The organism is Haploplasma axanthum, assembly GCF_900660745.1.
Classification (GTDB): Bacteria; Bacillota_I; Bacilli_A; order Acholeplasmatales; family Acholeplasmataceae; genus Haploplasma; species Haploplasma axanthum.
The window spans coordinates 1399267-1423079 of the sequence record NZ_LR215048.1; the positions used below are offsets into that span (position 1 = coordinate 1399267).

Consider the following 23813-nt stretch of genomic DNA (forward strand, 5'->3'; position numbering starts at 1 on the left):
CAGTATTCCATTTCGCTTATTTTTAATTTAGAACAAAGCACACCTTGCGATGGCTTTGCTCATTTTAATAATATCATGCTCTTGACAATTTCACAAGCGCTCAAGGCTGCTCAGGCTTGCTCATTATTTTAATCAAATTCATGGTCGATAAAATCTATAAAGTCGCCTAAAAAATCATCATTATCATCATATGGGTCATTATCTTCATATGGATTGTAGTCCTCATATGGATTGTAGTCCTCATATGGATTGTAGTCCTCATATGGATTATAATAATATGAAGGATAGGTTTTTTTTATTGGTCTGGACTTTTCTATAGCACCTGATTTGGGACCTTGTAAAAGATTTCCTTCTTGTTTTTCACCCAGAACTTGCTCTTCTATATATACATTAACACCTTTATATTTATATCCATAACCAGTTATTGAAGATATACTCATTTTAAACTTAATACCTTTATCAATTTTATCAGCAAGTTCACTGTTATTTCTTCTAGGAATATATCCTAACTCTAAGCCAGATTCAGTTTTTATTAGAATCGCATTTTTATCATAAAAATTATTAGGTTCTCTAAAATACTTTAACCTATCACCTACTTTTGCTTTTTTAACATTATCTTGTCTTCCTTCCATTGATACACCGCTAAGTTTTAAATAAAAACCCTTCTTGTAAACAATTTTTGATTCTAATTCTTCCTTTTCATTTTCTTTTAATTTAGCAAACATTCTTAACCCCATAGATAATTCAATAACAGAGAATAACATAGAATCTGTTAACTCATTCAACAATTTATTCATGGGATTTACTTTTGTGTGTGCTAATTCATGTAAAGGAGATATTAATTCAGATGTTAATTGGGTAATAAGTGTTTTTTTTAACAATACATTTCTAATCTCTTGTTTAGCTTTTTTTTCCTTATGCCTTTTTATTTCATCTTCTCGTTTTAATCTTTCAATTTTTGTTTTGTATGTTTCTTCCCATTTAGCAATAATTTTTGTGTCTTGCGTTAGGTCCCAAACGCTAGAAACAGAACTTCCATTTACAAAAGTCCACCCCCTAAAAATATAGCCTTCTTTTATAGGTTTAGTTATATCTTTTAGTTTTAATTTTTTTTTATTAAATTCATCAATTTCAACTAAAACTGTTGTATTAGATTTTTTTTCTTTAGTACTAATATATTTAAATTTATACGAAAAATAAGCTGGGAGAAAGATAAGCATAATCAAAATACTACCTAAACCAAATGTTAACAAGTTAAATAAAAATCCTAATACGTAAAAAAACATATATATTAGTGCTAAAAAATTATTTTTAGGTGGATTAAATTTCTCTATATATTTTTCATACCATTCATCAAACGTTAACATTCTAGGATACCCAATCATACTAACAACTCCTTGGTATTTTACTATATTTTACCATAATTCTTAAGGATTTTATTTTAATCAGGTGTTTTTATTAATTCTACAGCCTTTTCATGCCACCTTCTAATTGTTGCTTGTGAACAATACATTTTATCTGCTATTTGTCTCCAAGTCATCCAGTCGATATATTTGTAAATTAAAAGTCTCTCTAATTCTGGATCTTCTAATTCACTAATTACTGAAAGTATTTCACCTTTTACAATTGGCAGATCTTTCTTTAAATTTTCAATATCAAAATCTACTCCCATAGCTTTATGTATCCACTTAACAAAAGGAGCATCTAAGTTTCTAGTTCCCGAAACCCTAATCTGATTAAACTGAACACTAGGAATTGAATGTGACATACGGATATATTCATCATATAAATCTTGTAACTTTCTAAGTTTTATAGTCATGTAGTGGTATCTACTTAAATATTTTTGAACTTCCATTGTCACTCCTCCTTAAATCTGTCTAATACCTTGATTTCTATTTCTATACCTGTTGGGTCATTTGACCACAACTTTTCAACATGCTCAACGACAACCTGTGAGTCATCTTTCCAAAAACCAACCTCAGTCATACAATCCTTTAGCATCTTTTCTAAATTATCTGTATCTGGTTTAGTTACTCTCCACTCATTATGTTTATATCTTTTACCTTTTGGAAATCTCCATATAACTTCTAACTTAATAGGTCCTTCTAATGGTCCCTCTGGTTTAAAAGGTTTTAAATGAGTAATGATTGTAGCTCTTGCTTGTTTTACTTTTTCAGGTTTATAAAAAATCGGCCTATTGTTTACAATTGCTACTTTATTCATTTGAGCTGTAATGGTTGGTGGATCGAATATTAGAAATATTTTCATTACTTTCTCCTTTTCTTAATTATTCTTTTGGTAGAAAGGATGTGCTGACGGATGAGGCATTTGTTTGGAATAGGGCGTGCTATAAGCCCTATTCTACAAACGATGCGTCAGCTGTTGTTGGCAACAACTATATATAAGCCCTTTCTGCCAGTTTTTCTGCCAGCTGGCAGATAGGAGTTTTTTCCTTTTTGCCAGAGATAGTGTTTTTGTGCTGGCAGACATCATTTTTCCCTTTCTGCCAGGTCTTGTTTTCTTGTAATAATTCCTTTTTCTGTTTGATATTCATCACTAAACTCTTTAACTCTTGCTCTTACTGTTCTATCTGAAATATCTAAATATTCTGCTAGGACTGTTGCTTCACAAGTTCCATCCTCAAGTTTATTTAAATCAAAGGCTGTATCAAACTCTTCTTTTCTCAACTCAGGTGTCTGCTTTCTTTTACCGCTTTTTTCAAGATTTCCTTTAGGGTCTCCTTCTGCAAAGTGCTTAGTAAGAATGCCTTTTTCATCTACTCTATGAATTGGATATTCAAACCAAAAGTTAACTGGATTTATATTCTTAAACTCTCTAAGGCTACTCTCTAAACGCCATGCAGTTGATGATAATACATCAGCATTAACAGCCATAAATTCATCACTGGTTTCAAGTTGTATCATGTCTAGTTGTGCATCTGGATCTCTTGCAAACACACCTGATCCTGAAGCTCTATCCATTGCTTTTTTGAATCCTTGAGCACCCTTTGAATGATGATGACAATAAATAGCAGCACATCCTGTTTCATTACAAATCTTATCGAATTGATTACTAAATGCACCCATTTCTGATGCATTGTTTTCATCTCCTGTAATAACTTTATATATAGGGTCAATAATGATAGCGTCATAACCTTGATTTTGAACTTTTCTTATCAACCTAGGCACTAATTTATCTAAAGGCATTGCTCTACCACGAAGGTTCCAAATTACAATGTCATGACTATACTTAGGTTTTAGTTTCAATGCTTTATATATTTCAGCAAATCTATTTATACAGCTTGCACCATCAATTTCTAAATTGACATATAAAACCTTTGATTTCTTACACTTGAATCCTAGCCATTTAAGACCTTCCGATAGTGCTATAGCCAGTTGCATTAATAAAAAACTTTTACCTGCTTTTGATGAACCTGAAATTAACATTTTGTGTCCAACTCTTACAATGCCATCAATTAGTACTTCTGGTAGCTTTGGAGGATTTGCTAAGGCTTCATCAAGATATATTAAACTAGGCATTTCATCAACAATACCTTCAGCAAAATCTAGCCACTCATTCCAATTTCGTCTACCTATATTTGTATCTACTAAAGTTTGAATAACACCTTTTCTTTGTACACCTGGAATTCTTGATAATCTTGAAGGATTACGGTTTGCTCTATCAACTTTAAGTCCACTTTTATCTAAGAAATCATATAAGTAATCAACACGTTTTCTATATTCATCTGCATCTTTAGCATCAACTTTTACTATTGCATGTAAACTTCTACTACCACTATGAACTAAGCAAGCAATCGGTAGTTCTAATTTTCTATATATTGCATCTTGTTCAGAAATTGGTATATCGTCTGATTCAACTAGAGCATAAGTAAATCTAGTTATGTTATCATTTTTTACACCACCACCGTCAACTGGATTAAATCTAATCCAACCACCACAATCTTCTTTAACATCTCCAAGTACAGCACCCATATCCTCTGGATTCTTTTTAAGTTGTGTTATAAGTTCTTTTGCAGTCCTATCAAATTGTCCTTTGCTTGGCATCCACTTACCTGTCGAGTCTTGCCAAACATCACTTGTTACATAGCCTACAAATTCATCATCTTTAAATAGTGTCTCAAGATATTTAATGAGTTGTTCTGTTGGCTTCATTTCTACCGAAGGTTCATAGATTGCACCAGCGCCATCATATTCAATAATGTCATCCCATTCTAAGAATCCATCCTTAAGATCAACCGGATGTATCCAACCATAATCTTTTGCAAGTTTAACAATCGTACCACCTGCAACAGGTTCGGAGGAACCACCAAAGCTCCCCCATTTCCTATCACACTCACCAGGTTTATATCTGGTGTCATTTTTACTCCACTCATCCCATACCGATACATCATAACCTTCAGCTTTAAGTGCCATACCGACACTTATCCAATCATGATATGAAACCTTTGATACATCTATATTTTTAAGTGTCGCTAATAAATCCATGTTTGTTCCTCCTAAGGTTGATAAGTATTTGTATTAATCTCTCTTGGTACTAACCAACCATTATCTGCAATGCGAGTAATCATCTTACTTGCAGCTTCAAAAGGCCACATACCAACATGGATAAATCCATATCTTTCTAATAATCGTATTTGTTTTGGTGTTGCTAATCCTTCAGCTTTTCTGTTTATTAACTTATCAATTAGCGTGCTTGCCATTCCAGAGCTTGTTACTGCAGCTGAGTGAATACCTTGTTTTTCTAAATACTCAAGTTGTTTTTCTGAAGCAGGTCCCATCTCCCACGCAAATGTTGGTTCATAGTTTGCTAGGTCTTCAGCAGCGATAGAAAATGCATATTGAATAGGATCAACCAGTCCGCGTTTTCTTTTACGCATTGCATCCAGTTCTCTTTTTAAAGCATCCTCGCGTTCTTTGACAACATCACTTTGTGCTTCTGTTTCAGCATCTAATAAATCAATACCACTTTCTTTGTTCATCATTTTTTCATCTATGCGTTTTGCTAATTCTGCATCTTTTGAAATAAGTGCTGACGGCCTACATAAATCATGACGTTCTGTCATCCATAAAAAATCTAATAATAGTAAGTTTTCTTTACCTGGATGAATACGCATCCCACGACCTACCATTTGCTGATATAAACTTCTAATCTTTGTAGGACGCAAAACAACAATACAATCTACACTGGGAGAATCCCAACCTTCAGTAAGTAACATAGAATTACAAAGCACATCATATTCACCAGCTTCAAAATCTGCCAGTATTTGTTCTCTATCTTTACTTTCACCATTAATTTCTGCAGCTCTTAGGCCGTGAAGATTTAGTAATTCACAGAACTTCTGCGATGTTTTAATCAGCGGTAAAAATACGACTGTCTTTCTACCTTTTGCATATTTAAGTATCTCAAGTGCTATCTGATTTAAATATGGATCAAGTGCAGATCCAACTTGACCTACTGCATAATCACCATTTGAAATACCTACTTCATGAATGTCTAATTCAAGTGGAATCATCTGAGCTCTAACCGGACTTAAGTATCCTTCTTTAATTGCTTGATGCATTGAATATTCATATGCTTTTGAGTCAAAAAACTTACCCAGGCTTCTCTGATCTGCACGATCAGGTGTTGCAGTAACACCTAGTATATTTGCACCATCAAAATGCTTTAAAACTCTTTGATAAGTATCACTCATTGCATGATGTGTTTCATCCACAACTATTGTCTTAAAATAATCTCTTGGATAAGCTGTTAACCGTTTTTCTTGTGAGAGTGTTTGAATGGATGCAACAGTAACTTTTTTTGACGAACCAACCGCAGTTGACTCAGCCTTTTCCAAGGCTGAATCTAAACCGCTAGTTACTTTTAATTTATCTGCTGCTTGATCTAATAGTTCACCACGATGTGCAATAACTAAAGCTTTGTCGCCATCTTTAGTTTCTTCTTCAATAACTTTTGAAAATACGACTGTTTTGCCTGTTCCCGTTGGCAACACCAACAATGTCTTTGCATTGCCATTCTTCCATTCATTACGAATAGCTTTTACAGCCTCATTTTGGTATGGTCTTAAAATCATAGTAGCCCTCCTTAAAATGGAAGATCATCTATAAAATTCGCTTGATCATAGTCAATGAATCTGTCTAAGTCGTTATAAGTTCTATCTTCACCACTTTGATTTGTATATGTTTTTTGTTTGAAGTAACCACGACCTTTTGAACCTACTACTTTATTCCAATCCATAGATAGTTTCTCACCATGTTTCTTTTGTCCGATTGATCTAAAGAATGCTGATAATTTCCACTCTAAAGATTTATATAAAAGTAGGTCGAATTTCACTGTTGCAACCCCTTCTTTTGAATCTACTTGAACAGTAATGGTTGCTTTATTACAAGGCGGAACTTTTGCTCCACCAGGAAATCTACCTCTTTCAAAATTTGTAACTGTAAAGTTGTACTCACCATCAGGAAGTAATATAAACTCCTGACCATCACTTTCAATTGAATCATTCCAATCCATTAACATATCTTTATTATTTTCTTGCATTTTTATTGTTCTCCTTTTTTATTTTTAATTGTTTCTAATACACGTTCCCAATTTGGAATAATCCATCTTGTAATAAATTCATCTGAATAATTTTGAACCAGCACACTTAATTCATAGTGTCCTTTTTCTGCTACTACTTCTTGTAATTCAAGTTCACTAATCCCAGCATCAACAATCATCTTGTTTAGTCTTTGAACAGTTAAGCTTAGTTCTGGTTCCTTTACAGGTTGTTCTAAGCCTTCAAATAAATGAGCAATTGATTTAAAATCAAGTTCTAACTCTTCTCGTAAATCAAAGCGGTTCTTTGCATCGTATGTTGGGTTATGAGTTGTATATAAAACTCTTTTTCCGCCTTGTGCTTTCCTACGATTACTTTCTGTTGTAACTACATAAATCTTGTAGTTGGTAAAGAATAGCGCGTCTGACCATTCCTTAATTACTGGCGCTACCTGTTTCGTTAGTTTCATTTCATATCTATCGAATGCACCTTGCTCTTCTGGAAGCTCAAACTTGCGAGGCTTTGCATGGGCAGTAATAACAACATTAATACCCGCTTCTATTACTTGGTCGAACAAGGTTAATAGTTTTGTATATTCATCAAGTAGATAGACATAGCCCTTACCGTAACCAAAATCCTCAATGTTATTTTTTCTATACTTTTCAGTTACTGCATTAATACATAAAGTTTCTGACCAATCTGCAGTATCTAAAACTAACGTTTTACAAATTGTAGGATTCTTAATAACCTCTTTGACTATTAGTAATAATTCATCCCATGACTTATTACATTTGATTCTTCTAACATCTAAATTGCTTGTACCACCCTCGGTATCTATAAATAGTGGGTCAGGGAACTTGCTGGCAAAGGTAGATTTACCTATGCCTTCTGGACCATAAATCACTACTTTTAGTGGTCTTTTTTCTTTTCCTTCAATAATTTTCAACATTCCTATTTGTCTCCTTCTTTTATAATCTCTGCCTCTTTTCGAGGATCTTCATCTGGGACTAAACTTAACGAGCCCGTCTGCATTTCTAAGTGAGGTGCAATTAAACTATTAAATCTTTCTTTTCCTAATCGTTTAGTTAATTCGGTTATCCCTGCCACTTTGCTTTCAACATATGGATCAATTTCTAAACTTTTGCAAATTTTAATTACCGCATCTTCATTAACGATCTTTCTACTGCCCTTACCATAAACTAATTTAAATCCGTTCCACTTGTGTCCATCTATCGCTTTCTTAAGTACATGTTTTTTTAAGTCTTCTGCATACTTTATGAATTCATCAAGTTTTGGTAGGATTTCCTCAATTTCTTTATCCGTTAATAAATTAAATGCTTTGTTCATTTCTTGTGTAATCTCAAGATTTACTTCAGCTCTTTTACTGCATACAGCATTTGCTGAACAATATCTACAATGTTTGCCTGGATTAGCTTCCGGATTTTCTTCTTTAGTTCTAATAACTGCAGGGCGTAGAACCATCGCTTCAAACACTAGTAAATCGTCTATATCCATTTCATATTCATTTGTATTTGAAATTACCGGTTGATAAACTATTAATCTTACCTTTTTGATTGGATATAAATCTTTGTATGCTTTATAGAAATAAAGTGCATAAATTCCTAATTGTGAATTAAACATTTTAGTTTCATCATCAAATGTATAAACTGGTATCCTTCCAGTTTTTAAATCAATTACAGTGAGGGTTCCACCATTCATAGATGAGATGATTCCACAATCTAATGTCCCTTTAGCATCTTCATCAAAGTCCATCTTTAAAAGCTGCTCAATAATAATTAATGGTTTCTCACCAGATCTTGTTTTTTCAAACTCAAATGTATTAACAACAAAATCTGCATAACCATCAGCAATCTCCTGCATCTCAGGTGAATACATATCAAGCTCTTTAATTAACTCTTCTACCGGCTTACTTTCATTTTCATAATCAATAAGCTTTAAAGATTTATTAATTAATGCTGAACTTAATTCATGACACTGAGTTCCAAATTCTGCTTGTGGGCTTATCTCTTCACCACTACCATCATTCAATAGAGTGCTGAGTGGACAATTTAGCCAAATATTACTTTTACTTGGACTATATTTTTTACTATGAGTCGTTGAACTATTTCCCACTTTCATCACCTCCTTTATCTGGCTTGTCTTTTGGAGTTAACATAATCTCCTGAGCCAAAACTTTACTGGTTTCACTAATAAGTAGTAATGTTTCTACAAGATCTTTATTAGTGAGACTTTTATCCTTGTCTTTTGGATCTTTTTCCATTCTTCTATCCTCGCTTTCTAATGGGGATTATTTCCCCTCAAAGGTTAATGGCCGGTAGAGTTATAAAAAACCGGATTTTATCTAAACTTTGTTGCTTTTTCTTTTAATTTTTCAATTAACCTAACTCTTCTCTCTTGAACTGATGAAGTTGCCCTATTAATTGCTACACCAATTTGTGCATCTGTATATCCTTCAAAATGAAGTCTAATAATTGTTTGTTCTATCTCTTTAAACTCAGATATTAATTCCCATAAGTAATCCACAAGATCCTCTTCTTGTTGTTTTTCTATATTTTCTGCATAAGAAGGATCTGGAAATTCATAATTATATTTATCTTTTAGGTCATCCATTGAAACAGGACACTTTTCTCTTGCTCTGTTTTCTCTTCTTTGCTCATTCCTATTTAGATTTCGATGTTTATGAAAATACTCCTCAGTACATGGAACAAATCTTCTATGTCCATCAATGTCTATAAAATGTATCCAATTTGTTAATCTGATACCTTGTTCGTCAAATATTCCTTTATCAATTTCTTTTTTTAATACTTCTAAATCTCCATATCCATAAATATTTGGATACATATCTTTTTCTTTTTTTGTTTTATTCATTAAAAAAACCTCCGCTTCAGTGTTAATCCTGAAATGAAGGCTTCTTAATAGATCAAGGCATGTAGAAAAAACGGATTACAAAAACCTTGAAATTTCGGATTTCTCCATTTCAAATGTTTGTATCCACTCTTTCCTTATAAGAGTTGATCTTGATTAAATTTCATTCATTGAAATTAAGGACCGTTTGCTGCAGCAACGGAAGTAAATGAATGTTTGAAAGAACGATAATACTATTAGCTTCTTTCATCACTATTCTACATCTTAAATACTTGATAAAAAACGTCCAGCAGCCGGCAATAGTCGGCACCGAGACGGCAGAATTAAATCAGTTTTTTAAAAGTGCAAAAAATAGTATTAACATTACCTATAAACAAAATTAAATATATGTTTTTTTGTAATATTATTGCTGTTTTAGTTAGTTGATTAGATTGTGAAAAAACCGCTTACATGATATAATTTAATAAAATAAACATGAAAATGAGGAGGAATTATAGATGACATTCTCATATAACAAATTATGGAAACTTTTAATAGACCATAAGATGATAAAAAAAGATCTAATGGACAAAGCAAAGATCAATGCCACTACTATGTCTAACATGAGTAAAGGGAAGTCGGTCAGTCTTGAAACATTGGGTCGTATTTGCAAAGCGCTAAATTGTAATATTGGCGATATCGTTGATTTTATCAATGATTAATTTTATCTGAAAAGAGGTGATTATATTTGAAAAAATTATGTCTCGGTACTCTTCTTCGTATATTATGTGATGCTAGAATACCCACTTCAAAGCAATACTTATTTTTAAATGATCTATTATCTACTGTAAAATCTGATCCTAGTTATATTGACTCTAAGGCTCAAAGTGCTTTATTATCTGGCAAAAACAATCTTACACATTATGATGATATTTTAACTTGTGATAAAGATAGACTAAAAGATAAATTTGAAAATAATATTAAACCTTATTTTAACGAAGATAGTCAAAAACTAATTATTATATGTATCCAGGATGTTCTAAAAGAGGATACAGCTATTAAAGAAACTGATAATATAGGTTTTGAAACTGATGGATATACTAAACAAGACATAATCACTAAACAAATATTTCCATTTTCAGAGTTTTTAACAAATGTATATTATTATTGCACCACAGAAGTTGAGAACATTCCATATAAGGCTAATATTGCTGAAATTAAAGATTATACCAAAAAACAGACTGGTAGAATTAATGATGTTCAACTAGAGACCGCTGTAACTCACGTTAGTTCAAAAGTTAAATTATCATTAGATCCACAACCATTCAGCACGGTTTTTAAAGAAGTTAAATATCTTAAACTTGCCATACCAAATCCTAACGATTTAAAAATTTATAGATTAGATGTAACGAACAGCAAAATTGACTATAATAAATTACACGGTTTTATTGCTGATAACATTGGAAGATATATTTATTCACGAGGATCTCGAAATCGCTATAATTTAGAGAAAAATTCAATGCACTTAGCAATAAAAACATTAAGGGCTTATCACGATAGAGTTAGAAAAACACCAACTACAAATCACTTTAATGAAATCATGCTATATTCATTTCTTGAATGCATTTTAGGTGCACCTAAAATTTTTTCAAAGATGGAATTACAAAACAAAAGTGGCATGTATGATAGCCTTTCATCAGGAATCCATATAAATACTTTTAAAAATGGTGGAATGTTTTTTAATCAACTTATTTTTGGAGCTACTGATACAATAGAAAATTTAGAAGACGCAGTGGATAACGCTTTAAATCAAGTATTATCTATACAATCTGCTTCAAGTAGTGAGTATGAATTTTTAGAAAACACAATCTTAAACAATGAATTTGATGTTGAAACCAATAAAGCTTTAGAGAGTATGATTATCCCTGAAAAGGGATCAGGATTAACAAAACCTGATAATGCTTTTGGCTTATTTTTAGGATATACAGTGAAAACTCCTTATGAACCTGATAATACTATTTACTCTGCAAATCTAGAAGCGCAAATGGATATAGATATAACCAATATTTCTACATACTTAGAAAAAAGAATCACAGCTTTAAAGTTATTGAACTATTCATTTTATGTTTATGTGCTTCCACTAAATGATGCCATAATTGACAAAGAAACTATAATGAAAAATGCATTGGAGGTGAGTAAGTAATGAAACCTCGTTATGCAACTCTTGGTGAACATATATATTATAAACTTGAAGAAAATGAGTATTTAAACGAGCTCTATGAAATCATCTTATTTAATTACTCAATGGATTTAATGGGTTCACCACAAAGAAAAAAACCTATAAAAAAAGAGCATGCTTTGCGTTTTGCTGACATACTCTCTAAATCATATGGACAACCCAACTCTGAAAAACATCGTGCTTGGGCTCAAGAAATAATTGCTTTATTAAACGCAACATACTCTGATGATGCAGTAATAAAAGCATATGCTACTTCTGTTTTGGCAAACATTGGTAATTACCGTGGATTACAACTTATTAAAACTAAATATAAAAACACTTCATTTTTGGATGAACTTTACCAGAGTTTTGATCTTGATTATCTTAAAATACCACATCAGGAAAATATGTATTTTTTTCATCCTCAAAAAGAGATATACGATCATTTGAGTGACAAATCTTTTTCTTATTCTGGTCCAACTTCAATGGGCAAATCACTTGTAATGAGAACCTTTATTAAAGACAAAATAATGAATGATTTTAAAGGTAATTTTGCAATTTTAGTTCCCACTAAGGCGTTAATTAGCGAAATATCTTCAAACATTATTAAAATTGATTTACAAGATGAGCTTAGTAATAAAAATTACAAAGTGGTTACATCAGGAAACTCACTATTTTTTAAACAAGAAAACTTAAACTATATTATGGTTATGACACCAGAAAGGCTGTTGTATACTTTAATATCTTATCCTGAAATGTCAGTGGATTATCTTTTTATTGATGAAGCACATAAACTGTCAGAAGCGGATGGTAGAGCCACTTTTTACTTTAAAGTTACCGATATGTTAATAGAGAGACCAAGAAAACCTCGCGTTATTTTAGCATCACCAAATATACCAAATCCAGAAATATATCTTGATGCACTCCCGAGCGAACAAATTAATAATCCTACATATTTAAGAACAACTTTTACTCCAGTTAGCCAAATGAAGTATGTTTTAGATACAGTATCTAAAGAATTTAAAGTCTTTAATGAGCGCACTAATAAAAAGGACCCTTTCAAAACTATCTATTCGTTAAATGAAGCAGATACAACTCTTGTTTTAATTCAAAAGATTATACAAAAAGACCTAAATAAATCTAACATTGTTTACTGTTCTGGAAGAGATAGAACTGTAGAAATGGCCAGAGATTTCGCTAAATCGCTCCCGTATTTAGATAACAAAATACTAAACGATCTAGCAAAAGAGATCGAGGATGAAATTCATTCAGATTATTATTTAGCAGATATCATAAGAAAAGGCGTCTCTTATCATGTTGGATATTTACCTCTATATATAAGGTCCAAAATTGAAGATCTTTATAGGAATAGAGATATCAAAACAATTTTCTGCACTTCTACTCTTATTGAAGGAGTAAATCTTCCTGCCGATAATCTTATAGTAATAAGTGTGAGAATAGGTCGAAAGGGAAACATGAACCAAGTAGAATTCAAAAACTTATTGGGACGTGTTGGAAGAATTGAATACAATCTTTATGGTAATGTATTTATTATTCGCGACTCTAATATGGCTGAAAAAACAATGAATAACCTTCTTCTAAATGATGTGGAAAATCAAGAAATATCCCTAAAAACACAATTAAATAATGAAACTAAAGAATACATTATAAATCAGTTTTTAAATGGGAGTTCACAACTGAATCCTCTCCCAGAACAAAAGCCTAATGAATATGATTTAATGAGAAAAACTGGTCTCATTTTATTAAATGATATTACTAAAAATAGGAACAGTGTTGTGAGAAAACAATTTAGTCATTTACTTGATGAGCAAAAAATTGATACTATAAAATTATTGTTTGGAATAAATAATTCCACTAAACCAAAACCTGATGATGATATTAATGTATCCTTAGATCAAACAGAAAATTTAATATCGGCTATTAACAATGGACTGAAGTATCCTGAGTTATTAGATGGCCGTGTTCAATACGATGATTTAGTTAATTTTTTGTCGGAATTAAGAAAGATCTTTAAATGGGATGTCTATGAAAAAACAACACTGGGGCTTGGAGACAGAATAAAATATTATGCAGTTATACTTTCTCGATGGATGAATGAATATGGTTTAAGTTTTTTATTAAAAGAAACAATTGATCACGCAGCTGAAAATAATGGCTTTGTAAATAAAAACTATGAACTTATACCTTATAATGGTTCACAAGAGCATAAAAACTTAATAATTGGTGATACTCTCCAAATTATAGAAAATGTTATTCTATTTAGTCTTGCTAATTATTTTCTTAGATTTTCAACCGAGTATAAAAAATTAAAAACTAATAATGAACCCTTCGATAATGACTGGTATGAATATGTCGAGTTTGGTTCAACTAACCAACTTACTATATTTTTCCAAAGAAACGGACTAACGAGAGAAACAGCGGATTACATTCGTAGACATCAAGAATATGTTATTTACACTCAACAGGGTTATAAATTGAAGAAATCACTTCTTAATTGTGGAAAGAGATCTGTGGAGGATGAAATCGCAGATATATTATTTAACGTTCCAGAATTATTTATTAATGAATAAAAAAAGCGACTCAACTCAATTTCAGAGCTGGGTCGCTTATATTTTTGAAACAATTTTGTCTTTATAGTAATCTTCGTCTTCGTTCAACTATAACTTCCTCGTGCTTAAAAAACTCCTCTAAAGTAAAATCCTGTTGCATCATGTTGGATAAATGCTTAGACCAAAAAACGTTTGTTGGTCTCGAAGGAGGAAGCACACACTTTTTAATTGAATCCCAAACAAATCTATTTCTATTAACAGATTCATCATGTGTAAAGTCAAGGTTATTAGGATGATTCTTATTTTTTATACTAAAATCCATAATATCAATAGCTTCAACTTGAATAGGATCATAGAGTATATTATCACCAATTCTTTTACCAATAATAACACTTGGATGATTGTCACAATAGTCTAATAAATTACCCGTATATACTTCTGATTCATATTTTGCTTCTCTTAGATGCTTTCTTAAATTCAGCATAATTTTGTTAAATTTATTTTTATTATTTTCTTCTAATGTTTCATATTTAATACTATGCATTGCAAAATACGCCATTGTTAAATCAAGATCTAATGCAACATCAGCATTCAAATATTCAACAGCTGGATTAAATAATGTAATGTTACCGCTGTGACTTTCTTTACTATTTTGTTGACCACCTCGAATCGATACAAATAAAAAACCACTCCATTTTTCATTTCCAATACCACCAGATATATCTTGTTTCAAGTAAAAATCAGAATAATTATTTTCGTTAATTACTACTACATTTCCTTTATAATAAACTTCTGTGTTTTGTAATAATTTATTAAAATATTCTCTCTGATGAAATGATGACGATGTGCCTGTTTCACTTCTAAAAGTAAGTATAGCAGAAACATTTTCATCACTACCAATTCTATTAATGAGTTCAATAAATGTTGGATTGTCTCTGTTTTCTTCATTAAAATAGTCCTCATTTACTAATTCAACTGTAACTCCACCACTAAATGAATCCAGTTGTTCAATTGTCAAATTATTATCCCTCACTGACGACCAGGTGATTAAAGATCTGTTTTTTCTGTGAGTACGTCTTTGAAAAATCTCAAGTGGCACACTATAACTTCCTGTTTTACCACTAATATTTGTAAATTTTGTTCTTATATCTTCATGGAATGAACCAAGAAAGTTAAACACCTCTAACCTTGTTTGACTACGTGTCATATAAACCCCTCTATTCTCTTTGTTTTTTATAACAAAAAAAGTTATAATCTTAATAAGATTATAACAGTTTTGAGATAGTTTTACAATGAAAACTTATTAGTTGATAATGGTAATATCTAGTTAATTTACTTTCTTTTAATTATTATTTCTTGAATATCTTTTCTAAGGATAATTCATAATATTCTTTATTCAGTTCAATTCCCAAACCCTTATAACCATTTTGTAGTGCCCATTTAAGTGATGTACCACTACCTAAGTATGGGTCGAGAATATAATCATCTTTTAAAGTAAAATCCTTTAATAAATCTACCAATTCTAGTGGATAAGGAGCAGTATGTTTATATGTATTTTCGCCCTTTGAATTTATTTTAATTACTGGATTGATTTTTACTACTTTACTAGGGTTCTTTTTTGATGTTCCTTTTAAGAAAACTAGGACATGCTCATAGCAGTTGATACATTTTACATAACCCGAAAATAAATTTACAGTTGAATTTCTTTTAGATTGTACTTGACCTTTATCCCAAATGATATTACCAATAAGATTAAAACCTGCAATTTCAAATATCATTGAAGATAGAAATCCTAACTGAATTCTTTTCTTTGACATAAGGGATACAACATAAACATTATCTTCAGCAACGATGTCACCTATATTATATAAATAATATGAATCCTCTTTTAAGGAATTGTATACTGCATCAGCATTTAAAAGCATATCAACAAAATAAAGTATCATGTTTCCCCATTGTGAGTATTCTCTTGCATTATAATATGGTGGGGACGTAATGGCTGAACCAACTTGAGCAGGTTTTAGTTTATTTAAAAAACTGGTAGAGTTATCATTAATTACTTCTATATCTTTTTCCAAAACTATATTTCGTTTAGTATTTTCTTCTTTACCATCAAAGATACCCTTAAATAAATTAAATATTGGCAACTTTTCAAATTCTTTCACAATATTTAAAGCCGTTTTTGTTTCATTTGTAATCTCATTCGTAATGTTTCTACCATAAGAGTTTATATTGTTAACATTTTTAACTAGTATATTTTCATCATTATATGAATAGTTTTTAATTAAATATTTTTTCCAATCAGCATCATTATCAAATATATCTCTTCGCCAACTGTAATATAAATCATCATCTATTTGATTAGACTCTGAATTCTTTGCTAGTTTAAAATATCGATAAGTACCATATTCATCAAATCGTTTACCCCTTCCAGACTTACTTCTATCTGGGCAGGATGGGTTTGCACACTCCCAACTTTTTATAAATACCTCAGGATAAGAATTACCTCTTTGTTCTGTAGTAAAACATGAAGGGCAAGGTACATTAGAATTATCTAATTCAATTTTTTTAAGGATTAAGATTTTAGTTGTTTGATTTTCACTTATATATAAATCTTCAAATTTGTAGCCATATGACATTCCATCATAAAAACTTAAAGCCAAAGTTTGAGCATTTTTAATATTTTTCTCATCTAGAAAATTAGCTAAAATTTTTGTTTGATTTTCACTTTTAAAAGCATGGAATTTTTCTGTATGTTGTACAAAATTTTCAGCATAAATACCAGCCTTATAAATCAATTGCCAAGTCTTATCAAAATCATTTTTATCTTTAATATTATCAGCAAAAACTATAGCCAAGTGCCTGTAGTTAATTAATTTATCATATGTATTAAATATAAATTCATTTATAAAATTAGGATTATAATCATTTCTTTCAAACTCAGCTTGATCAACTTTGTAAATCATTAACGAATAATCTACATTAGAATATTTTTCTTTATAGTAATCTAACCATTTATCAGCGTGTCTGCCGATTTTATTGCCTTTTTCTAAATCCATAATATTTGTTTTTAATGATTTAATAATTTTATCAGGATCATATGTTTCTAGTCTAGAGTAAAAATCATTAAAGACTTCTTTTAATTCCTCTTCATTGTATGTAAAAGTTCTAATTTTATATTCTGAAAACTCTTCTGTATCCAATAATTCATCTCTAAAATAATAGTACTTCCTAAATTTATTTCTCATAACTGTATTGAAAACAATATCGTTTTCTTTTTGTATTCTTTGTAATTCAACTACAAACTCTTTGTCTTTTTTTCTAGTCATTTCAAATACTAATGAAATTAATAACTTATCAGGAATATCCATATTTAATTTATCTTTTACTTTATCAAATTCTTTCATCTTTTTATTCCTCCTGCTGTGATATTACCATCAAAAAAGATATTAATCCACTCATAAATGAAACATCATTTTTTACTTTATATTATCAAAATTAACGTTTTAATTATAACATTTTATGACGCTTTTTACAATGACATTATTAAAGTACATGTTTTGTTACCTGTAATTTTTTATTACCTGTCATAAATGTTATAATTATCTGTTTTAAGTAATCGTGTAAATCGTTGTGTAATCGTTAAATTGTAAGGTAATCGTTAAATTGTAAGGTAATCGTTAAATTGTAGTTATATTTTTTTCGTTTCTGTCTATTTAAAACGTTTATTCATCTAATTCTCAAGAATATAATTTTAAATTATTTCTGGCTGAAAGGACAAACCTTCCTATCTGCCAAACAAAAAAAGGCCTGATACATTTGTATCAAACCTATTCTATCAACTTGGTCCCCGCGGTCGGATTCGAACCAACACGGATTTCTCCACAGGATTTTGAGTCCAGCACGTCTACCAGTTTCATCACGCGGGGTTTTTATTATGCTTAATCATTATAACATTTTAGTTTTTGGTTGTAAATAGACAAAAATAAATAATAGAAAGTAATCTACTATTTATTTTGTCGTACTTAAAAAACGTTTGAATATCGTTAAATATTCTTTTAATAGGCTGTTAACTTGATATTTTTTATTACTAATACCAAACATTGAAATAGCTTCTAAATCATCATTAAATATTATTTGATTAACGTTTAGCCCTATTCCTATTATTACATACTCATACTTATGTGTTATTGTTAGTGTTTCTATTAAAATACCACATAATTTTTTATTTTCATAGTAAATATCATTTGGTTCTTTGAATCTTGATTTTATATTATTTTTAATTAATAAATCCAATAATGAGTTTATTACTACTAATCTAATATCATCAATTAAACTGATATCTATATCTTTTAAAAGGATTGAAAAAAGTAAGTTTTCATCACTGTTTGATAACCATTTTCTTTCAAATTGGCCTCTACCATTTGTTTGATATTTACTCGTTACTACTGTAAAATTAGGAAGATTATCATAGTTTCTCTTTAAATAGTCATTAGTTGAATCAATTTCATCAAAATAGATTAGTTTTAGACTATCCAACGATAAATCTGATAATTGCTTCACTAACAAGTTCTCCTTCAACATAAGCTTTTGTTCGTGCAGAACCAAAGTTTCTTTTCAATTTAATAACTTCTGAAACTAAAGTTAATTTATCTCCCGGAAGTACGCTTTTTCTAAATTTTACTTTATCAGCACCAGCAAATAGAATTAATTTATCTTTATAGTCCTCTAATGACATAAGTGATATTGCACCTGACTGTGCCATTGCTTCAAGAATTAATACTCCCGGCATAACAGGATTACCTGGAAAATGGCCTTTAAAAAACTCTTCATCTTCCTTAACATACTTTATAGCAGTACATGTTTTACCTGATTCAACTGAAACAATTTCGTCAATAAATAAAAATGGTTCTCTATGTGGGATAATACTTTTTACTTTTTCAATATCATTCATAAATTAATCCTCCATTTTTTTGAAAATTAAAACTCCGTTATGTCCACCAAATCCTAAATTCATATTTAATGCGTATTTAATATCTTTTTTTACAAATTTATTTGGTGTATAGTTTAAATCACATTCTTCATCAACCACTTGGTAGTTAATTGTTGGAGGTATTAGACCTTTTCTAAGTGCCTCTATACAAACAATTGATTCAACACCACCTGTAGCTCCTAACATATGTCCTGTCATTGATTTTGTCGAACTTATACTAACTTTATTGGCATAATCTTTAAAAGTCTTCTTTATCGCTAATGTTTCAGTTTGATCATTTAACTTTGTAGATGTACCATGTGCATTTACATACCCAATATCTTTTGGTTCAATATTTGCATCTTTAAGAGCATCAAGAATTGCTCTTGATATTCCTTCTGCTTCACTATCTGGAGCAGTAATATGGTAAGCATCACTTGTTGTTCCATATCCAACAACTTCAGCAAGAATATTAGCACCACGTTTTTTAGCATGTTCATATTCTTCTAGTAAAACAATTCCAACACCTTCACTCATAACAAATCCACTTCGTTCTTTATCAAATGGAATTGAAGATCTGTTTATATCTTCTGATGAACTAAGTGCACGTAGTGAAGCAAAAGAGCTTAAACCTAATTTATTTAATGATGATTCTACTCCACCTGCAAGTGCAAGATCAAGATAACCATCTTTAATACTACGATATGCTTCTCCAATAGCATTATTAGAAGCTGAACAAGCTGTTACAATCGGAACAACAGGTCCTTTAAGACCGTATTTTATTGAAATAACTGCACCTGGCATGTTAATTATTGTATTTGTTGTAAAGTATGGTGATATTCTACTAAATCCTTTTACTAAGCCTATTTGTGCTTGTTCAAATAAAGTATTAATTCCACCAATTCCACTTGTTACATATACACCAAAACGATATGGATCATACTCACTTTCAGAAACTTTTGAACCTTCAAATGCTTCTTTTGCAGCAAGTAAAGCAAGTAAAATTACTCTGTCATTCTTTCTTATTTCTTGATGATCAAAATGTTCTGAAAAATCTAAATCTTTTATTTCACCTGCAATTTTAACTTTAAAATCTGTTGTGTCAAAAGATTTAATATAATCAATACCATTTTTACCTTTAATCATATTTTCAAACATTTCATTAACATTATTTCCAACTGGTGTTACAGCACCTTGTCCTGTAATTACAACTCTTCTTTTCATTAGATTGATAAACCTCCATCAATAGCTATTACTTGTCCTGTTATATAACTTGCGTCATCACTAACTAAGAACTTAACTGCTTTTGCAACATCAGATACTACGCCAATTCTTGATAAAGGAATATGCTTTACTGCTTCATCAATAATTGCATCAGATAATTTTTCAGTCATTTCTGTATCAATGAATCCAGGTGCAACCACATTTACAGTGACATTTCTAGATGCAAGTTCTTTTGCTAGTGATTTACTTAATCCAATAACTCCTGCTTTTGCAGCACTATAATTCGTTTGTCCGATATTTCCTCTTATTCCCGCAACACTCGAAATATTAACAATTCTCGCATTTGGAGATTTTAATAAGTATTTACTTGCTACTTTACAAACATTCCAAACACCTTTTAAATTTACATCAATAACACTATCAAATTGTTCTTCTTTCATTCTTAAAATTAAGGCATCACTAGTTATACCTGCATTATTAATAACTATATTTAAAACCGGAAAAACTTCATTCACTTTTTTAAGTAGGTTTTCTACTTCTTCATATTTACTAACATCAGCTTGAATAGCAATAGCTTCAACACCTAAACTCTTCATTTCTTCAACAATTTTTGATGCTTCTTCTTGTCTTTTTCGATAATTAATTGCTACATTAATACCACTTCTTGCAAGTTCAAGAGCAATTTCCTTACCTATTCCTGCTGATCCTCCAGTAACTAATGCGTATTTTTTATTATTTTCCATTAAATCCATCTCCTTCCAATATTTCTAAATCAGTCAATTTATTAATATTAAACGTTTTTACTTCCGGATAATTTTTCTTTATTAATTGTGTTAATACATTTCCAGGTCCAATTTCAATAAACTCTTGATATCCATTATTTATCATTTCTTCAATACTTTGATAAAATTTTACGGGTGACTTTATTTGTTGTTCCATGTTATCTAATAATTCATCATATATTAATGGCTTACCTGTTACATTCATAAAACATTCTTTTTCATTCTCATTTGTTTTAAAACTTTTCAAATATGTTTTTAATAAAATACCTGCTTCACTCATTAAATTAGAATGAAATGCTCCACTAACATTTAATGGTAGAACTCTTTTAACACCTAATTCTTTTAGTACTTTTGAAGCTTGTTCAATTCCTAAACTTGTTCCTGATATAACAATTTGATTTTTAGAATTATAGTTAGCAATTGTCACATAATTTTCTTTCGATACTTCATTACATATTCTTTCTATATCAGATAGATTTGCATTTAATACAGCAGCCATTCCACCTTGATTTTTAGTTGATGCTTCATTCATTAGTTTTGCTCTTTTATCAATTATTCTTATAATTGATTCAAAATCATATATTCCTGATGCGTATAATGCAACATATTCTCCAAGACTAAATCCAAGAAATCCGTTAATATCAATACCATACTCTAAAAATCTTTCATACATAATAATTGTTATTAAAGCAACTATTGGTTGAGTATACAATGTATTGTTTAGCTCTCCATTTTCATTTTCGAGAATTTTTCTAATATCATATCCTAAGATTTTTGTTGCTTTGTTTATTAAATTTTCTGCTTTATCATTGTTAAGAAAATCAATTCCCATATTAGTATATTGACTTCCTTGACCTACAAAAAGTACTGCTCTTTTCATAATACTTCTAAACTTTCTTTATATTCATTAACTCCATCAAAAAGATCTTCTAGAACTTCTTTAACAGTTTTTTCTTCTTTTACTAATCCTGATATTTGACCAGCCATAAAAGACCCTTCTTCAACATTTCCATCAAATACCGCTTTTCTTAATGAACCTAGCGTCATTTTCTCTAATTCTTCAAGTGAAACATCTGTTTTAGCAAGTGCTATATAATCAACTGCCATTTTATTTTTAATTACACGAACTGGTGCTTTATCAGATCCTGTAATAACTGTGCTAGTATCGGTTGCGTCTATAACCATTTTTTTAAAATTATCATGAACTGGACATTCTTTAGTCGCTAATAACACTGTTCCAATTTGGACTCCTTTTGCACCTAATGCAAAAGCTGCTAAAACACCACGTTTATCAGCAATTCCACCTGCTGCTATTACTGGAATATTAACTGCATCTACAACTTGAGGAATCATCGCCATTGTTGTTAATTTTCCAATATGGCCTCCAGCTTCCATTCCTTCAGCTACGACAGCATCAGCACCAGCTTTTTCCATTCTTTGAGCAAGCCTTGCTGCTGGAATAACCGGAATAACAATAATACCAGCATCTTTCCAATCTTTAATATAAGGCCCAGGATTTCCTGCTCCTGTTGTTACAACTTTAACTTTTTCTTCTATGACCATTGCCGCAATATCCTTTGCATGTGGACTCATAAGCATAATATTTACACCAAATGGCTTATCAGTTAATTTTTTACATTTTCGAATTTCTTCTCTAACCCAATTAACATCATTTCCACCTGATCCAATTAGTCCTAATCCTCCTGCATTTGAAACTGCTGATGCAAGTTCTGCTGTTGCTATGTTAGCCATTCCACCTTGAATGACAGGATACTTAACTCCTAATAATTCACTAATGTTCTTCATTATTATTCTCCATTTCTGTACTTATAACTTTATAAACACCGATGTTTCTAAATTTTTGATATCGTTTATGTAATAATTCATTAATTTCAATATTTTGATATTTATTAAGCGAGTTACTTAAAAACTTTTTGAATGCTTCAATTCCAAGTTTTGGATTAATGCTAAGTGGTTCTACTTCAGGGATTATTTCATCAATTACTCTAAGCTCTAATAAATCACTAGCTGCTAATTTCATCATCTCTGAAACTTCTGGCGCTTTTTTACTATCTTTAAATGAAATACTTGCAAATCCTTCAGGTGATAAAACTGAGTAAATACTATTTTCAAACATTCCAATATAATCTGATACACCAATAGCTAACGCCCCACCAGAACCACCTTCACCTAAAACAACAGTAATGATTGGAACTTTTATTTGCATCATCTCTTTTAGATTAACAGCAATCGCGTTTGCTTGTCCACGTTCTTCTGCACCAACACCAGGATAAGCACCTGGAGTATCAATAATTGTTAAAATTGGTCGATTGAATTTTTCAGCTTGCTTCATTAATCTTAATGCTTTATGATAGCCTTCTGGATGTGCCATTCCAAAGTTTCTATTTATTTTATCTTTTGTATCGACACCTTTTTCATTACCAATAATTGTTAATGAAATTCCATTAAAACTTCCAAGTCCAGCAATTATTGCTTTATCATCACCAATTAATCTATCTCCGTGTAATTCTAAAAAATCAGGAAAAACTTCCTTAATTAATGTTTTAGTTGTTATTCGATTTGCGTGTCTTGCTAGTTGAACTTTTTCCCATGCATTATTCAT

General features: G+C 30.7%; 22 protein-coding genes and 1 tRNA gene. 3 read left to right on the top strand and 20 right to left on the bottom strand.

What is annotated here, in order from left to right; all coding sequences use genetic code 11:
* Positions 1–128: 128 nt before the first annotated feature.
* From EXC62_RS06625 to EXC62_RS06665, 10 genes are all read right to left on the bottom strand, one after another.
* A complete protein-coding gene (locus tag EXC62_RS06625; protein ID WP_052589594.1) occupies positions 129–1385 on the bottom strand; it encodes an HIRAN domain-containing protein in 1257 nt (418 codons plus the stop codon).
* Positions 1386–1441: 56 nt separating this feature from the next.
* On the bottom strand, positions 1442–1855 hold the full coding sequence (locus tag EXC62_RS06630; RefSeq protein WP_026389889.1) for a DUF1492 domain-containing protein: 414 nt from the start codon (positions 1853–1855) through the stop codon (positions 1442–1444).
* Positions 1856–1857: 2 nt separating this feature from the next.
* Positions 1858–2268, bottom strand: a complete 411-nt coding sequence (locus EXC62_RS06635) for a RusA family crossover junction endodeoxyribonuclease (RefSeq protein WP_162140072.1) — start codon at positions 2266–2268, stop codon at positions 1858–1860.
* A gap of 221 nt (positions 2269–2489) precedes the next feature.
* A complete protein-coding gene (locus tag EXC62_RS06640) occupies positions 2490–4505 on the bottom strand; it encodes an AAA family ATPase (protein WP_162140073.1) in 2016 nt (671 codons plus the stop codon).
* Between the two features lie 11 nt (positions 4506–4516).
* Positions 4517–6094, bottom strand: coding sequence for a DEAD/DEAH box helicase (locus EXC62_RS06645; protein WP_026389891.1), 1578 nt, complete (start codon positions 6092–6094; stop codon positions 4517–4519).
* 11 nt (positions 6095–6105) lie between these two features.
* Positions 6106–6561 carry a hypothetical protein gene (locus EXC62_RS06650; protein ID WP_052589597.1) on the bottom strand — a complete coding sequence of 152 codons (456 nt, stop codon included), beginning with the start codon at positions 6559–6561 and terminating at the stop codon, positions 6106–6108.
* 2 nt (positions 6562–6563) lie between these two features.
* Positions 6564–7508, bottom strand: coding sequence for an ATP-binding protein (locus EXC62_RS06655; protein ID WP_035375499.1), 945 nt, complete (start codon positions 7506–7508; stop codon positions 6564–6566).
* Between the two features lie 2 nt (positions 7509–7510).
* Positions 7511–8692, bottom strand: coding sequence for a DUF2800 domain-containing protein (locus tag EXC62_RS06660; protein ID WP_026389893.1), 1182 nt, complete (start codon positions 8690–8692; stop codon positions 7511–7513).
* On the bottom strand, positions 8682–8840 hold the full coding sequence (locus EXC62_RS08885; RefSeq protein ID WP_156907451.1) for a hypothetical protein: 159 nt from the start codon (positions 8838–8840) through the stop codon (positions 8682–8684). Before EXC62_RS08885 ends, EXC62_RS06660 begins: the two co-directional genes overlap by 11 nt.
* Positions 8841–8917: 77 nt before the next feature.
* Positions 8918–9448 (bottom strand): RNA polymerase sigma factor, encoded by a 531-nt coding sequence (locus EXC62_RS06665; protein WP_026389894.1) that lies wholly within the window; start codon positions 9446–9448, stop codon positions 8918–8920.
* A gap of 494 nt (positions 9449–9942) precedes the next feature.
* On the opposite strand from EXC62_RS06665, the gene EXC62_RS06670 reads away from it, so the two are divergent.
* From EXC62_RS06670 to EXC62_RS06680, 3 genes are read left to right on the top strand one after another with little or no spacing between them, the layout of a single operon-like run.
* Complete coding sequence (locus tag EXC62_RS06670) at positions 9943–10146, top strand: helix-turn-helix domain-containing protein (RefSeq protein WP_026389895.1); 204 nt, start codon at positions 9943–9945, stop codon at positions 10144–10146.
* A 26-nt stretch (positions 10147–10172) separates the two neighbouring features.
* A complete protein-coding gene (locus tag EXC62_RS06675) occupies positions 10173–11627 on the top strand; it encodes a HamA C-terminal domain-containing protein (RefSeq protein WP_026389896.1) in 1455 nt (484 codons plus the stop codon).
* Positions 11627–14233, top strand: coding sequence for a DEAD/DEAH box helicase (locus EXC62_RS06680; RefSeq protein ID WP_026389897.1), 2607 nt, complete (start codon positions 11627–11629; stop codon positions 14231–14233). Before EXC62_RS06675 ends, EXC62_RS06680 begins: the two co-directional genes overlap by 1 nt.
* Positions 14234–14294: 61 nt before the next feature.
* Here the strand turns inward: EXC62_RS06680 and EXC62_RS06685 are convergent, their stop codons facing one another.
* The 10 genes from EXC62_RS06685 to EXC62_RS06730 form a co-directional block, all read right to left on the bottom strand.
* Positions 14295–15419: a hypothetical protein gene (locus tag EXC62_RS06685; protein ID WP_052589600.1), complete on the bottom strand. Its 1125-nt coding sequence runs from the start codon at positions 15417–15419 to the stop codon at positions 14295–14297.
* 142 nt (positions 15420–15561) lie between these two features.
* Positions 15562–17619, bottom strand: a complete 2058-nt coding sequence (locus EXC62_RS06690; protein WP_026389899.1) for a DNA-methyltransferase — start codon at positions 17617–17619, stop codon at positions 15562–15564.
* A 437-nt stretch (positions 17620–18056) separates the two neighbouring features.
* Positions 18057–18141 (bottom strand) — tRNA-Leu (locus EXC62_RS06695).
* Between the two features lie 82 nt (positions 18142–18223).
* Entirely contained in the window at positions 18224–18775 is a 552-nt protein-coding gene (locus tag EXC62_RS06700) for a biotin--[acetyl-CoA-carboxylase] ligase (RefSeq protein ID WP_052589602.1), read from the bottom strand.
* Complete coding sequence (gene fabZ / locus EXC62_RS06705; protein ID WP_026389900.1) at positions 18744–19166, bottom strand: 3-hydroxyacyl-ACP dehydratase FabZ; 423 nt, start codon at positions 19164–19166, stop codon at positions 18744–18746. Before fabZ ends, EXC62_RS06700 begins: the two co-directional genes overlap by 32 nt.
* Before the next feature lie 3 nt (positions 19167–19169).
* Positions 19170–20408, bottom strand: a complete 1239-nt coding sequence (gene fabF / locus EXC62_RS06710) for a beta-ketoacyl-ACP synthase II (protein ID WP_026389901.1) — start codon at positions 20406–20408, stop codon at positions 19170–19172.
* A complete protein-coding gene (gene fabG / locus EXC62_RS06715; protein WP_026389902.1) occupies positions 20408–21151 on the bottom strand; it encodes a 3-oxoacyl-[acyl-carrier-protein] reductase in 744 nt (247 codons plus the stop codon). The genes fabF and fabG overlap by 1 nt, the downstream gene beginning before the upstream one ends.
* The gene (gene fabD, locus EXC62_RS06720; protein WP_052589605.1) at positions 21141–22070 is read right to left on the bottom strand and encodes an ACP S-malonyltransferase; all 930 of its coding nucleotides are present in this window, start codon (positions 22068–22070) and stop codon (positions 21141–21143) included. Before fabD ends, fabG begins: the two co-directional genes overlap by 11 nt.
* Positions 22067–22996 carry a DUF561 domain-containing protein gene (locus EXC62_RS06725; RefSeq protein ID WP_162140074.1) on the bottom strand — a complete coding sequence of 310 codons (930 nt, stop codon included), beginning with the start codon at positions 22994–22996 and terminating at the stop codon, positions 22067–22069. The genes fabD and EXC62_RS06725 overlap by 4 nt, the downstream gene beginning before the upstream one ends.
* Positions 22983–23813, bottom strand: coding sequence for an acetyl-CoA carboxylase carboxyltransferase subunit alpha (locus EXC62_RS06730; protein WP_035375501.1), 831 nt, complete (start codon positions 23811–23813; stop codon positions 22983–22985). The genes EXC62_RS06725 and EXC62_RS06730 overlap by 14 nt, the downstream gene beginning before the upstream one ends.

Excerpts from the sequence above, each read along its gene's own strand:
- EXC62_RS06625 (WP_052589594.1), bottom strand. The coding sequence starts at position 1,385 with ATGATTGGGTATCCTAGAATGTTAACGTTTGATGAATGGTATGAAAAA.
- EXC62_RS06630 (WP_026389889.1), bottom strand. The coding sequence starts at position 1,855 with ATGGAAGTTCAAAAATATTTAAGTAGATACCACTACATGACTATAAAA.
- EXC62_RS06635 (WP_162140072.1), bottom strand. The coding sequence starts at position 2,268 with ATGAAAATATTTCTAATATTCGATCCACCAACCATTACAGCTCAAATG.
- EXC62_RS06640 (WP_162140073.1), bottom strand. The coding sequence starts at position 4,505 with ATGGATTTATTAGCGACACTTAAAAATATAGATGTATCAAAGGTTTCA.
- EXC62_RS06645 (WP_026389891.1), bottom strand. The coding sequence starts at position 6,094 with ATGATTTTAAGACCATACCAAAATGAGGCTGTAAAAGCTATTCGTAAT.
- EXC62_RS06650 (WP_052589597.1), bottom strand. The coding sequence starts at position 6,561 with ATGCAAGAAAATAATAAAGATATGTTAATGGATTGGAATGATTCAATT.
- EXC62_RS06655 (WP_035375499.1), bottom strand. The coding sequence starts at position 7,508 with ATGTTGAAAATTATTGAAGGAAAAGAAAAAAGACCACTAAAAGTAGTG.
- EXC62_RS08885 (WP_156907451.1), bottom strand. The coding sequence starts at position 8,840 with ATGGAAAAAGATCCAAAAGACAAGGATAAAAGTCTCACTAATAAAGAT.
- EXC62_RS06665 (WP_026389894.1), bottom strand. The coding sequence starts at position 9,448 with ATGAATAAAACAAAAAAAGAAAAAGATATGTATCCAAATATTTATGGA.
- EXC62_RS06670 (WP_026389895.1), top strand. The coding sequence starts at position 9,943 with ATGACATTCTCATATAACAAATTATGGAAACTTTTAATAGACCATAAG.
- EXC62_RS06680 (WP_026389897.1), top strand. The coding sequence starts at position 11,627 with ATGAAACCTCGTTATGCAACTCTTGGTGAACATATATATTATAAACTT.
- EXC62_RS06685 (WP_052589600.1), bottom strand. The coding sequence starts at position 15,419 with ATGACACGTAGTCAAACAAGGTTAGAGGTGTTTAACTTTCTTGGTTCA.
- EXC62_RS06690 (WP_026389899.1), bottom strand. The coding sequence starts at position 17,619 with ATGAAAGAATTTGATAAAGTAAAAGATAAATTAAATATGGATATTCCT.
- fabZ (WP_026389900.1), bottom strand. The coding sequence starts at position 19,166 with ATGAATGATATTGAAAAAGTAAAAAGTATTATCCCACATAGAGAACCA.
- fabF (WP_026389901.1), bottom strand. The coding sequence starts at position 20,408 with ATGAAAAGAAGAGTTGTAATTACAGGACAAGGTGCTGTAACACCAGTT.
- fabG (WP_026389902.1), bottom strand. The coding sequence starts at position 21,151 with ATGGAAAATAATAAAAAATACGCATTAGTTACTGGAGGATCAGCAGGA.
- fabD (WP_052589605.1), bottom strand. The coding sequence starts at position 22,070 with ATGAAAAGAGCAGTACTTTTTGTAGGTCAAGGAAGTCAATATACTAAT.
- EXC62_RS06725 (WP_162140074.1), bottom strand. The coding sequence starts at position 22,996 with ATGAAGAACATTAGTGAATTATTAGGAGTTAAGTATCCTGTCATTCAA.
- EXC62_RS06730 (WP_035375501.1), bottom strand. The coding sequence starts at position 23,813 with ATGAATAATGCATGGGAAAAAGTTCAACTAGCAAGACACGCAAATCGA.